Below are 13521 nucleotides of genomic sequence, written 5' to 3'. Positions count from 1 at the left end.
GCCCGCTGTTGTAAGATCGGGCGTTCTGTTTTTGGCACTCCCTCACGCATGCTCGATTTTTTCCGCAATCACAAACGCCTGATGATGTTCATGCTCATCCTCGTCATTGTGCCGGGGTTGGGTTTTGTGGGTATTCAAGGCTTCCGCGGCTTCTTTGACGAAAGTGCAAACGTCGCCAGCGTCAACGGCCACAAGATTACTCGCGCAGAGTATGACAACGCGATGCGTCAGCAGCTCGACCGCGCCCGTCAAATGCTCGGTGCGCAGTTCGATATGAAGTCGTTCGATACGCCTGCGCGTCGTAGCGAAATGCTCGACGGTCTGATCGAGCAGCGCGTGCTGGCCGACGAAACACAGCGCCTGCATCTGACTGCATCAGACGACGCCGTGCGCCGTGTGCTGCTGAACGATCCGGTGATCTCGTCGCTGAAGAATCCTGACGGCTCGATCGACGTCGATCGCTACAAGCAGTTGCTCGCGATGCAAGGCATGACGCCCGATCAATACGACGAACGCGTGCGTTACAGCATTGCCACGCAGCAGTTGCCGGCAAGCATTCAAGGCAGCGCCTTCACGTCGAAGACGCTCGCACAGCATCTCACTGAGCTCGCCGAACAGCAGCGCGAAGTGCAGGGTATTGCGTTCCATCCGCGCGACTATGCAGCGAAGGTGCAGCCTACGGACGCGCAACTTCAGGCGTATTACGACGCGCATCGCAACGACTTCGCCACGCCCGCCACGGCAACGATCCAGTACCTTGTGATGTCGCCGGCAACGTTGTCTGCCGCCGTGCAGCCGAGTGATGCTGATCTGAAAAAGTACTACGACGACAACATCGCGCATTACCGCACGGATGGTCAGGTGCGCGCGAGCCACATCCTGATCGCCGCGCCGAAAGATGCAAGCGCGGCCGACAAGGCCAAGGCAAAGCAGAAGGCCGATGAGGTGCTCGCACAGGTCAAGGCACATCCGGACCAGTTCGCGCAGATCGCGCAGCAGAATTCGCAGGATCCGGGTTCGGCGTCGAAGGGTGGTGATCTGGGTTACTTCGGTCGCGGCATGATCGCTGGTGGCCAGGCCTTCGACGATGCCGTGTTCGGTCTCAAGAAAGACGAAGTCAGCGGCATCGTGCAGACTGACTTCGGCTATCACATCGTCAAGGTCACGGACGTGAAGCCGGCCGTCACCAAGCCGTTCGAAGAAGTGAAAGATCAGATCGCAAAAGACCTGAAAACGCAGTTGGCGAGCAAGGCATTCAGCGACGACTCGGAAGGCTTCACGTCGATCGTTTACGAGAAGGCGAAGAGCCTGCAGCCCACTGCCGACAAGTACAAGCTGCAACTGCAAACGGCCACGGTCACGCCGCAGCCGGATCCGAAGCTGCCGCCTGACAGCCCGCTGAACAACGCGAAGTTCCTGGCTGCCGTGTTCGCAAGCGACGCAGTCACCGCGCGCAACAACACGCAAGCGATCGACGTTGGCGGTAACGCACTGATCGCAGCGCGCGTGACGGATTACAAGGCTGCTGCCGTGCCGGCGCTCGACGCTGTCAAGGACGCAGTGCGTCAGAAAGTGATCGCGGCTCAGTCGAACGAGGCCGCTCACAAGGAAGGCATTGCGAAGCTGGCGGAGCTCGACAAGTCGAAGGCCACGACGGGCTTCTCGTCGCCGCTGAAGGTTTCGCGCAACGACGCGCAAGGCGTGCCGCCGGTTGCATTGAGTGCAATCTACAAGGCAGACGCGCAAAAGTTACCTGCGTACGTCGGTGTGGACCTCGGCGACGACGGTTATGCGATCTATCGCGTGAACGCGGTGGTTGCAAGCGCACCGATCGATCCGCAGCGTCTGGCTGCTGCGCAGCAGCAGATTGCCCAAGTCGATGCGCAATCCGATGCCGAGGCTTACGTCGAATCGCTGCGTGCCCGTTCGAAGGTGAAGTTCTACAGCTCGCTCGACAGCGGCAATGCTCAGGCGAGCGGCGAATAAGCGCAGGCGCAAGCGCGCAAGCAGGTAAAGCTCTCAGCCACAAAAAAGCCCCGCAATTGCGGGGCTTTTTCATTTGGCGCGTGCAAGCGCGTCAAACGGTCTGCGCTGGGAGCGCGGCTTGTTATGCCGTCAGCCGCCTACAGGCAAGCGCTGATCGAACTGGTGGCATCGCTGCCCGCAGCGCCATTGGGGCGGAAGCCGACCCACGATCCCGGGCCACTGTACGAGGGGCGTACGACGGCGGCTGCGCCGCTAGGCGGCTGTTGACCCGGCACATAGACATCCATTGCCTGATCGTTAGCCATGACGTCTTGCGACACGACTTGTTGTTGCGAGCTATCGGCCCACTTGTGCGCGATGCACGCAGCGACGGCCTTGGGCGGCTGCTGGCTTTGGCCCACGGATTGGACACCTGCCGGCGGTTGAGCGGCGCATGCAGAAATTGCCACGGTCAAAGCGATTAACGGTAAATATTTCACGTTATCTCCTCAGAAGTCGCTCAGAATCGAGCCGGGTTGCGCGGGATTACGAAAGTTGGAGCGATCTTGCCGATCCGCGCTCCCCAATTACCGGAAACAAGTTGTTAGCGAGCTTTTCAGTGCGGCGAACTTGTGCGAAGGAGTGGCTTGATAGCCGGCCACACGTTGTTGAGTAGCACTGGCTGTGCCTGCTGCGTGGGATGGATCTGATCCGCCTGAAACATTTCCGGTTTGTCGGCGATGCCGGCCAGCAGGAAAGGCACCAGCGGCACGCGCAATTGCTTCGAGAGTTCGCCATACAGGCCGTGGAACTTTTGCGTGTAGTCGGGGCCGTAATTGGGTGGTACGTACATGCCGACCAGCACGACCTTCGCGTGGCCTTGTTGAGCCTGTTCGATGATCGTGCGCAGGTTGTCTTCGGTGGTGGCGAGCGGCACGCCGCGCAACGCATCGTTGGCGCCGAGCTCGACGATCACGATACTCGGCTTGAGCCGCTGCAGGAGCGCCGGCAAGCGGGCCCGGCCACCGCTCGTGGTGTCGCCGCTGATGCTCGCATTGGCGACGCTATAATCGATTCGCTCATCGGTGAGGCGCTGGCGCATCAAGGCAACCCAGCCGGTGTCGCGGGGCAAGCCGTACTCGGCCGAGATGCTGTCGCCGAGCACGACGATCACCGGCTTGGCCTGTTCGGGCGGGTTGGCCGCATAGGCCGGGAAGGGCAACGAAAACAGGGTTGCGGCCAGCACGGCCGGGCCGAACGCAGTAGTCAGCGCCGTCGCTACGGCGCGCACTTTCAACCTACGCTTCACCATGCTAAACAAAACTGATCCAGTCATTGAAGTGCGGGGTTTGTGCAAGAAGGTTAAGGATGCAACAGGTGAACTGACGATTCTCGAGGACATCGATCTTGCTATCGATGCCGGCAGCAGTGTGGCGATCGTCGGTGCATCCGGGTCGGGCAAGTCTACGCTGCTCGGCTTGCTCGCAGGATTGGACAGCGCGAGCTCGGGCTCGGTTCGACTGCTCGGGCGCGAGCTCACCGAACTGAACGAAGACGAGCGCGCCGCGTTGCGCAGCGGCTCGGTCGGTTTCGTGTTCCAGTCGTTTCAACTGATGCCGCATTTGACGGCGCTCGAAAACGTCACCCTTCCGCTCGAACTGCAAGGCGGCATCGGTACGCGTGAGGCCGCGGCGCGTGCGCGCGGATTGCTGGAGCAGGTGGGACTCGCCAAACGGACAGCGCATTATCCGAAGCTGCTGTCGGGTGGCGAACAGCAGCGGGTCGCGCTCGCGCGAGCCTTTGTCACCCATCCGGCGATTCTGTTCGCCGACGAGCCGACCGGCAGTCTCGATGCAGCCACTGGTCACGCGGTGATCGATTTGATGTTCGAGATGAACCGCGCGAACGGCGCCACGTTGATTCTCGTCACGCACGACATCGAGCTGGCGCGCCGCTGCGATACGACGGTGACCATCGAAGCGGGACGTCTGGCCTGAGAAGCGTGCCAGCCACGCGTCACTCGTTCTCGGTCGTATAAAGCAAAGCGGGCCACAAGGGCCCGCTTTGCTTTTCATCTCACGCAACTCGACAACGCAACGTCGCTAACCACGCGTGCGTGAGCAATCAGCGCATGCGGCACGAGCAAGCGCGCCGCTCACGCTCATCGCTTCAAGGCAGCACGCGCCCGCGCGATCAACGCCGACGTCGACGAGTCATGCTTCTTCTCATCGACGCTTGCCGACGTCAGATCCGCCTCGACCACCTTGCCGAGGATCTTGCCCAACTCGACGCCCCATTGATCGAACGGATTGATGTCCCATACCGATGCCTGCACCAGCACTTTGTGCTCGTACAGCGCGATCAATGCGCCGAGCGAACGCGCGGTGAGTGCATCGACCAGCAATGTGCTCGTCGGACGGTTGCCCGGAAACACCAGATGCGGCGCCAGTTCCGGCTTGTCCGCGCCGGCCACCTTCTTCGCTTCTTCGAGCGTGCGGCCGAGCATCAGCGCTTCGCTTTGCGCGAAACAGTTCGCCAGCAGCTTCGGATGATGGCTGACGAGCGGATGCTCCGGCGTCAACACGGCGATGAAGTCGATCGGCACGATCGTTGGGCCTTGATGCAGCATCTGGAAGAACGCATGCTGACCGTTCGTGCCTGGTTCGCCCCAGGTCACGGCGGCGGTCGGATAGTCGACCATCACGCCATCCAGCCGCGCCGACTTGCCGTTGCTCTCCATTTCGAGCTGTTGCAGATACGACGGCAGGAAATGCAGCGCTTCCGAATACGGCGCGACCAGATAGCTTTGCGAGCCGAAGAAGTTGCGATACCAGATGCCGATCATGCCGAGCAGCACCGGCAGATTCTTCTCAAGCGGCGCGTCGCGGAAATGCTGGTCCATCTCGTTGGCGCCGGCCAGCAGTTCGTCGAACTGTTTCGGGCCGATCGCGATCATGATCGAGAGACCCACTGCCGACCACAGCGAATAACGCCCGCCGACCCAGTCCCACATCTCGAACACATTCTCTTTCGCGATGCCGAACCTGACCACCTCGGAAGGATTGGCCGACACGCCGACGAAGTGCTTCGCCAACGCACTCTCCGGGCAGCCTTTCTCGATGAACCAGTCGCGCAGCGAGCGCGCATTGGTCATCGTTTCGAGCGTCGTGAACGTCTTGGAGACGATGATCGCGAGCGTCTCTTCGGGATCGATCTGCTGCATCACGTTGTACAGATCCGCGCCGTCCACGTTCGAGACGAAGTGCGTGGTGATCTCCGGCGTGGCCAGGTGATGCAGCGCGTGCACAACCATCTTGGGCCCGAGGTCCGAGCCGCCGATACCGATGTTCACGACGTAGCGAATCCGTTTGCCGGTATAGCCGGTCCACTCGCCGCTGCGGACCTTGTCGGCGAACGCGGCCATCTTGGCGCGCTCCGCCTGGATTTCCGCATGGAACGGTGCCTTCGGATCAGTGGCGCGCAGCGCGGTGTGCAACGCGGCGCGGCCTTCGGTCGGGTTGACGACTTCGCCCGCGAACATCGCGTCGCGGCGTTTCTCGACGCCGGCTTCGCGCGCGAGTTGCACCAGCAGTTTCAGGGTTTCGTCGGTGATGCGGTTCTTCGAAAAATCGGCCGCGAGACCGCCGCCCGCGAACGCAAAGCGCTCAGCACGGGTAGGGGCGGGGTCGTTCTCGGGGGCGAACCAGTCGCGCATGTGCGCATCGCGAATCTTCTCGTAATGCGTTTGCAGCGAGGACCAGGAGGGGAGCGAGTTCTGCGTCATAGCGTCCGTCTAACGAAGGGGCACGAAGAATGGCACGCGCGTGAAGCGCTGCCGAGGATGATGCAACGATGCTGTTAGAGCGATGCCGCGCGGTGGGGTTCGTAGTGGGTTGCGGGGAAACTTTGCGAGTCCGCCCGGAGATCGAACGGTCCACCGAAATTTCGCCGTAACCCGCGATGAATCCGACGGGCGGCGCAGTCAACCAGTATAACGGCCTTGTGTGACGGGTGGCAGCGGTTTGGGCGTCCCGTGCAAACTGTGGGATGAGGCGTCACGTTCAGGACACCGCGGTTGATGCGCTGCATGGGGCGCTTCATTCACCCGCTGATTCATACACCGGTTGCCGGATAGAACATGCGGTTGAGCAAAGTCCGCACCATCGGGGCAAGTTCTCCCGCCGTCAAACCGGCTGGGCCGTGGCCTTGCGCGCTCAGCGTGTCGGCGGCGAGGCCGTGCAGGTAGACGCCTGCCAGCGCGGCTTCGTAACGCGGCAGATGCTGGGCAAGCAGTGCGCCGATGATGCCGCCGAGCACGTCGCCGGTGCCGCCCGTAGCAAGTGCGGCGTTGCCGGTCGGATTGATCGCGACGCGGCCGTCCGGCGCGGCGATAACCGTGCCCGTGCCTTTCAGCACGACTACCGCGGCAAAGCGCGCAGCCAATGCCCGCGCTGCGGCGAGGCGGTCGCGTTGCACGCCGCGCGCATCCGTGCCGAGCAGGCGCGCGGCTTCCAACGGATGCGGCGTGAGCACGCAAGGATCGCCTTGTCCGCCGCGCGCGGTGACTTCGGCCGCGAGCGACGGGTCTGTCGAAATCAGATTGAGCGCGTCGGCGTCGAACAGTTTGGGTACATCGAGTTGCAGCACGTCGTGCATGACGCGTGTGGCGATGTCGCGCTGACCCATGCCGCAACCGACGGCGAGCGCGTCCATTTTGTCGAGTGGCAGATCGTCGACTGCATGCAGCATCAGTTCGGGATGTGGCGGATCGTAGGGCGGGGCGCCGTCGCCGAGCAGGGCAACGTGTACTTTGCCCGCACCGGTGTAGAGCGCCGCGCGCGAGGCGAGGATCGGCGCGCCGCACATGCCGGTGTCACCACCAACCACGGCGAGGCTGCCGAAGGTGCCCTTGTTGGTGGCAAAGTCGCGCGGCGGCAGGAAGTCGGCAAACAGCGCCGGCGCGTTGAGTTGCACGGCCGTGCGGGAGGTGCTGTCAACGCCGATCGGCGCCACCGTTACCGTACCGGCAAGATCACGGCCCTGCGCCGTGAAGAGGCCGGGCTTGGCGCCGATGAAGGTGATCGTGTGGGTGGCGTGAACTGCGACATCGTCGTTCTGGCCTGCGGCTTGGTCCAGTTTTTCGCCGACGACCGTCCCGGTGTCGCTGTCGAGGCCGCTCGGCGTATCGAGCGCCAGGACGCCGCCTCGTCTGGACTTTGCTTTCGTGCGTTGTGAAAGCTGGCGGGCGATGGTGGCAAAGACGCCTTCCAGAGGACGGGTCAGCCCGATGCCGAACATGCCGTCCACCAGCCATGTGTAGCTTTCCAGCGAAGCCGGCGGTGTCGATGTGATGGCCACGCCTGCCGCACGGGCGGTGTCGAGCGCCCAGCGGGCGTCGTCCGGCTTGACTTCAAGCGGCATGCAAAGGTCCACGGCGATACCTGCCTGGTGGAGCTCCGCGGCCACGATCAATGCGTCGCCGCCGTTGTTGCCCGGGCCGGCTACGACCCATACCTTGTGCTTCGATTTTTCGATCGAGGTATCGCGGGTGATCAGCTCTTGCAGGTAGCTCGCGGCTGCTTTGCCGGCGCGAGACATCAGGGTGTGCTGAGGCAGTGCCGCCGCGGCCTGGGTTTCAAGGATGCGCAGGTCGGTGAGCGAGAGCAGCGGCAACGCCCGGTTATGCGGGCTGATTAGCGTCGGGAGCGAGGATTCGGGCACTGTCATGGCGAGGCTTGGAGTTCACCTTGGGCAAGGTGAGGAAGCGTTGGGAGCCACTATGGTAGTGCCGATACGCTCCCGCCGCGCCAATTACTGAAAGCGGTCCGCGCGCAGTGCCGCCAGCGTGTCCGCGGGGACGTCAGGGGTCTTGTCCGAGATCAGGTCGGCGATCAGTTTGCCCGCCCCGCACGCCAGGCCCCAACCGGCCGGCCCGTGGCCGGCGTTCACAAACAGGCGCGGATGAAGCGCATTGCCGATGACCGGCAAACCGTCCGGCGACAGCAGTTTGACGCCTTCCCACGGCAAAGCCGCGGAGATCCGGGCCGCGCCCGGAATCCAGTCGTGGGTTGCCTGGCCCAGCAGCGCCAGCGCTTCCTTCGTCAATGTTTCGCCAAGCGGTTTGTCGATCTGCCCGGCGCTCTGCAAAACCGCGCCACCTGCAATCCGCAGGCGATGATTCATGCGGCTGACGGTAATCCGTTTGACCGCGTCGACAATCGCGACGTGCGGCGCGCATTCCTCGTGCGCAATCGGCGCCACCAGGTTATGCAGACGCAGCGGATGCAGCGGTAGCCGCAGTCCCAGGCGTTCGAGCAGCGGCAGACTGCCGTAACCGGCAGCAACGACGATCGCGTCGGCGTTGATCACGTCGACTTCGCGTGAACGCGATGCCATGCCGGGCCGCGGCGCCAGTTCTACCGCCGGGCGCTGACCGTCGAGGCGGATTGCCGAGACTTCGCAGCCCAGCATGAATTGCACGCCGCCTTGCGTATCGAGGGTCTGCTTGATCAGTTTCGCGAAAAGCGGGCAATTGGCCGTGCGTTCGTGGTCGAACAGCACGCCGCCGGCGAATTCCGGCTCGGTCCGCACGGAATGCTCGAACGCGGCGCATTCGGCCGACGTGAGCACATGGTGCGGGACTTCGTATTGGCGCAGCAGCTCGAGCGCGGTCTGGGTCTGCTGCCACTCCTGCTCGGAACGCACCAGATAGAGCAGGCCGCTCGCCTGTTCGAATTCCAGCCCGAAGCGCGCTTCGACGTCGGCCATCGCCTCGCGCGATGCTTCGATCAACGGACGCAGCCGCGCGTACTGGCGGCTGAACGCCTCCGGCTCCTGCAAAGCGGCCAGTTGCTTGACGAACTGGCGCGCCGGCCCGTTAAAGCCGGTCTTGCTGATCACGCCGTTTTTGGCGGCCTGGCGGCTCGCCATGAAAGTCGGGCCGAACCAGACGTCGAGCGGCGTTGGCAGCACGGTGCCGCCGTGCCCATAGGTCGCGCCTTGCGCGACCGTTGCGTGACGCTCGACGACGCATACCCGGTGACCGGCCGCGCGCAGTTGATAAGCGGTGGCGACGCCCACAATCCCGCCGCCAATGACGATGACATCCATGATCTGATTCGATTTGCCGGCGGGACGCCGAAACGCCGCGTTCCCGTTAAGCGTGGCATGCGGCGCACTGCCCGGGATTGCTCAGGCTGCGCGCGCCGATCTGGTGAAAGGGCGAATGATAGCAGTCAAAACGGCAGACCGGCCACGCAAACCCCGCCAAAACCCTGGTGCGACGCCCGTTGGAGGGCCGTTCCCGGGGTATAATCTCGGACTTCCTTTCCGCCTCACGTCGCCTTCACGCGCGACTCATCGGCATCATTAGCGACGCAACGTCAAGTCCATGGCCCACTTCTCGTGTTTCCCCGGCGCTTCGGCCCTTTCCGATTTCCGTCAAACCCGCCTGCTCGAGACGCTTACGCGCATCGACGCCAACATCACCGGCGTGCGCGGGCAGTATCTGCACTTCGTCAATGCGCAAAATCCGCTGTCCGCGGAAGACAACGCGAAGATCGAAGCGCTGATGCACTACGGCGATCCGCTCGAAGAAACCAAAGAGCGCGGCGCGGCCGAAACCTTCCTCGTGGTGCCGCGCTTCGGCACGGTGTCGCCGTGGGCCAGCAAGGCAACCGATATTGCCCACCTCTGCGGTCTCACGCAGGTGCGCCGTATCGAGCGCGGCGTCGAATACACGGTCACGCTGAAAAGCGGTCTGCTGGGCGGCAAGAAGGCGCTCTCCGACGAAGCCCGCGCGGCCGTTGCCGCAGCGCTGCACGACCGCATGACCGAAAGCGTGGCGCCCTCGCGTGACCACGCGCTGCATCTGTTCGACGAACTGCCGGCCAAGCCGCTGCAAACCGTCGACGTGTTGAGCAACGGCCGTGGCGCGCTGGAAGTGGCGAATACGGAACTGGGTCTTGCGCTCGCCGACGACGAAATCGACTATCTCGTCGACGCCTTCACGAAACTCGGCCGCAACCCGACTGACGTGGAACTGATGATGTTCGCGCAGGCCAACAGCGAACATTGCCGCCACAAGATCTTCAACGCGGACTGGACGATCGACGGCGAGAAGCAGGACATCTCGCTGTTCAATATGATCCGGAACACGGAGAAGCTGAACCCGCAAGGCACGATCGTCGCGTATTCGGACAACTCGGCGATCATGGCGGGCGGCGTGGCTGAGCGCTGGTTCCCGCGCACGCCGGCTGAACCCGGCGCGCTGCCCGAACACTACCGCCGCAACGTCGAACTGACGCACACCTTGATGAAGGTGGAGACGCACAACCACCCGACCGCGATCTCGCCGTTCCCGGGCGCCTCGACCGGCGCGGGCGGTGAAATCCGCGACGAAGGCGCGACGGGTCGCGGTGCGCGTCCGAAGGCGGGTCTGGCGGGCTTCACGGTGTCGAATCTGGAATTGCCGGACGGCGTCGAAGCCTGGGAAAACGCCCGTGACGCCGCGCAGCCGCTAGCGCACCGGAACCCGGACGACAAGCACGAAGCGTATGGCCGTCCTGACCGCATCGCGTCGCCGCTGCAAATCATGATCGACGGCCCGCTCGGCGGCGCCGCGTTCAACAACGAATTCGGCCGGCCGAATTTGGGTGGCTATTTCCGGGCGTACGAGCAGAACGTTGCGGGTCTGGTGCGCGGTTATCACAAGCCGATCATGATCGCCGGCGGCATCGGTAATATTTCGGATCAACATACGCACAAGCACGATCTGCCGGAAGGCTCGCTCCTGATCCAGATCGGTGGCCCGGGTATGCGCATCGGCATGGGCGGCGGCGCTGCCAGCTCGATGGCGACCGGCACCAACACGGCCGAACTCGACTTCGACTCGGTCCAGCGCGGCAACCCGGAAATCGAGCGCCGCGCGCAGGAAGTGATTAACGCGTGCTGGCAACTCGGCGAGAAGAACCCGATTCTGAGCATTCACGATGTGGGCGCAGGTGGTCTGTCGAACGCGTTCCCGGAAGTCGTGGACGGCGCCGGCAAGGGCGCGATCTTCGATCTGCGCAAGATCCAGTTGGAAGAGAGCGGTTTGTCGCCGCGCGAAATCTGGTCGAACGAAGCGCAGGAGCGTTACGTTCTGGCGATTGCGCCGGCCGATCTGCCGGCCTTCGAGGCCATGTGCGAGCGCGAGCGCTGCCCGTTCGCGGTGGTCGGCACGGCTACGGCCGAACGTCAGTTGAAGGTGATCGATTCCGAATCGAACGAGGACGCGGCGCACGAGCCGGTCGACATGCCGATGGAAGTGCTGCTCGGCAAAGCGCCGCGCATGCATCGCGACGTCAAGCGCGTCGAGCAGAAACTCGAGCCGGTGGATGTCACCGGCATCGCCGTGTCGGAAGTGGCGGTCAGCGTGCTGCGTCACCCGACGGTTGCCAGCAAGTCGTTCCTGATCACGATCGGCGACCGCTCGGTGGGCGGCACGACCGCGCGCGACCAGATGGTCGGCCCGTGGCAAGTGCCGGTGGCCGACGTCGCAATTACGACGATGGACTACGCCGGCTTCCGCGGCGAAGCGATGACCATGGCCGAGCGTACGCCGCTCGCCGTGATCAACGCGCCGGCATCGGGCCGCATGGCGGTCGGCGAGGCGGTCACCAACATCGCGGCGGCGCCGATTGCGTCGCTCGATAAGCTCAAGCTGTCGGCCAACTGGATGGCCGCATGCGGCGCAGCGGGCGAAGACGCCGCGCTGTACGACACGGTCAAAGCCATCGGCATGGAGTTGTGCCCGGCGCTCGGCATCAGCATTCCGGTGGGCAAGGATTCGCTGTCCATGCGCACCAAGTGGGAAGACCGTGGCGTCGCGAAGGAAGTCGTCGCGCCGGTCTCGCTGATCATCTCAGCATTCGCGCCGGTCGAAGATGTGCGCAAGCACCTCACGCCGCAACTGCGCAGCGCGAGCGAGGTGGGCGACTCCGTGCTGATCGCGATCGACCTCGGCCGCGCCAAGCATCGTCTGGGCGGCAGTATCCTCGCGCAAGTCACGCAGCAGGTAGGCGACACGGTGCCGGACGTCGACGACCCGGAAGATCTGAAGCGTTTCTTCACCGCGATCCAGGCGCTCAATAGCGACGGCAAGCTGCTCGCGTACCACGACCGTTCGGACGGCGGCCTGTGGGCGACCGTTTGCGAAATGGCGTTTGCGGGTCACGTCGGCGTGTCGCTGAATGTCGACATGCTGGTGCTCGATCCGAACCATGAATCCGACTACGGCGACGCGAAAGACTGGGCAAAGCAGACCAGCGGCCGTCGTGAAGACCGCACGATCCGCGCGCTCTTCACCGAGGAACTCGGCGCCGTGATTCAGGTGCGCGCAGCGGACCGCGACGCGGTGCTGGGCGCGTTGCGCGAACACGGTCTGTCGGCATGCTCGCACGTGATCGGCAAGATCAACGATCGTGACACGATCGAAATCTATCGCGACGCGAAGAAGATCTACGACGCACCGCGTACCGAATTGCATCGCGCGTGGAGCGAAGTGAGCTGGCGTATTTCGCGTCTGCGCGACAACCCGGCCTGTGCCGATGCCGAATACGACGCGCTCTCAGATGCCGCCGATCCGGGCATCTCGCCGGTCCTCACGTTCGATCCCACGGAAGACGTCGCCGCGCCGTTCATCGGCAAGGGCGCACGTCCGCGTGTCGCGATCCTGCGTGAGCAAGGCGTGAACTCGCACCTCGAAACGGCTTATGCATTCGACCGCGCCGGCTTCGACGCGCACGACGTGCACATGAGCGACCTGCTGGCCGGCCGCGCCAACCTGGCGGATTTCGCCGGCGCGGTGGCGTGCGGCGGCTTTTCATACGGTGACACGCTGGGCGCCGGTGAAGGCTGGGCGAAGGCGATCCGTTTCAACTCGCAACTCGCCGATATGTTCGCTGCGTTCTTCGGTCGCGAAGACACGTTCGCGCTGGGCATCTGCAATGGCTGCCAGATGATGAGCAGCCTCGCGTCGATGATCCCGGGTGCTGAAGCCTGGCCCAAGTTCACGCGCAACAAGTCGGAGAAATTCGAAGCGCGCTTCTCGCTGGTGGAAGTGCAGGCTTCGCCGTCGATCTTCTTCGCCGGCATGGAAGGCTCGCGTATTCCGGTTGCGATCGCGCACGGCGAAGGTTACGCGGACTTCTCGCAGCAAGGCGATGCGTCGAAGGTGGCGGTGGCGATGCGTTACGTGGATCACCGTGGCCAGGCAACGGAGCAGTATCCGTTTAACCCGAACGGTTCGCCGGACGGCATTACGTCGGTCACGACGCCTGATGGCCGCTTCAGCGTGCTGATGCCGCACACCGAGCGCGTGCATCGCGCGGTGCAAATGAGCTGGCATCCGGAAGGCTGGGGCGAGGGCAGCACGGACGCGAGTCCGTGGCTGCGCGTGTTCCAGAACGCACGCCGCTGGCTGGGTTGAGGGTGAGACGGGGACCGCCGCTCGTCGCGGTGCTCCCTTGCTGTAGCGGAAGCGAAAGAAAGCCGACCCCGCAGAAACAAAAAAAC

The 13521-nt window shown here is 63.7% G+C and carries 8 protein-coding genes; 3 read left to right on the top strand and 5 right to left on the bottom strand.

Annotated elements, in window-relative coordinates:
• The first annotated feature begins 48 nt into the window (after window positions 1–48).
• Window positions 49–1986 carry a SurA N-terminal domain-containing protein gene (locus KHO33_RS05990; RefSeq protein ID WP_054039530.1) on the top strand — a complete coding sequence of 646 codons (1938 nt, stop codon included), beginning with the start codon at window positions 49–51 and terminating at the stop codon, window positions 1984–1986.
• 137 nt (window positions 1987–2123) lie between these two features.
• On the opposite strand, the gene KHO33_RS05985 is transcribed toward KHO33_RS05990, so the two are convergent.
• Both KHO33_RS05985 and KHO33_RS05980 read right to left on the bottom strand, forming a co-directional pair.
• Window positions 2124–2465, bottom strand: coding sequence for a hypothetical protein (locus KHO33_RS05985; RefSeq protein ID WP_054039533.1), 342 nt, complete (start codon window positions 2463–2465; stop codon window positions 2124–2126).
• 116 nt (window positions 2466–2581) lie between these two features.
• On the bottom strand, window positions 2582–3277 hold the full coding sequence (locus KHO33_RS05980; protein WP_054039535.1) for an arylesterase: 696 nt from the start codon (window positions 3275–3277) through the stop codon (window positions 2582–2584).
• On the opposite strand from KHO33_RS05980, the gene KHO33_RS05975 reads away from it, so the two are divergent.
• A complete protein-coding gene (locus tag KHO33_RS05975) occupies window positions 3276–3962 on the top strand; it encodes an ABC transporter ATP-binding protein (protein WP_200564531.1) in 687 nt (228 codons plus the stop codon). The genes KHO33_RS05980 and KHO33_RS05975 overlap by 2 nt on opposite strands.
• A gap of 164 nt (window positions 3963–4126) precedes the next feature.
• Here KHO33_RS05975 and pgi read toward each other — a convergent pair whose 3' ends face one another.
• The 3 genes from pgi to KHO33_RS05960 all read right to left on the bottom strand — a co-directional run bounded on the left by pgi (window position 4127) and on the right by KHO33_RS05960 (window position 9075).
• Window positions 4127–5749, bottom strand: coding sequence for a glucose-6-phosphate isomerase (gene pgi / locus KHO33_RS05970; protein WP_200564532.1), 1623 nt, complete (start codon window positions 5747–5749; stop codon window positions 4127–4129).
• Window positions 5750–6078: 329 nt separating this feature from the next.
• Window positions 6079–7692: an NAD(P)H-hydrate dehydratase gene (locus KHO33_RS05965; protein WP_200564533.1), complete on the bottom strand. Its 1614-nt coding sequence runs from the start codon at window positions 7690–7692 to the stop codon at window positions 6079–6081.
• A gap of 84 nt (window positions 7693–7776) precedes the next feature.
• A complete protein-coding gene (locus tag KHO33_RS05960) occupies window positions 7777–9075 on the bottom strand; it encodes an FAD-dependent oxidoreductase (RefSeq protein ID WP_200564534.1) in 1299 nt (432 codons plus the stop codon).
• A 280-nt stretch (window positions 9076–9355) separates the two neighbouring features.
• Between KHO33_RS05960 and purL the strand changes: the two genes are divergently transcribed.
• Complete coding sequence (gene purL / locus KHO33_RS05955) at window positions 9356–13435, top strand: phosphoribosylformylglycinamidine synthase (RefSeq protein ID WP_200564535.1); 4080 nt, start codon at window positions 9356–9358, stop codon at window positions 13433–13435.
• Window positions 13436–13521: the final 86 nt, after the last annotated feature.

This window comes from Paraburkholderia nemoris (assembly GCF_905221015.1).
GTDB lineage: Bacteria > Pseudomonadota > Gammaproteobacteria > Burkholderiales > Burkholderiaceae > Paraburkholderia > Paraburkholderia nemoris.
This window is presented reverse-complemented; position numbering and strand designations above follow the sequence as displayed.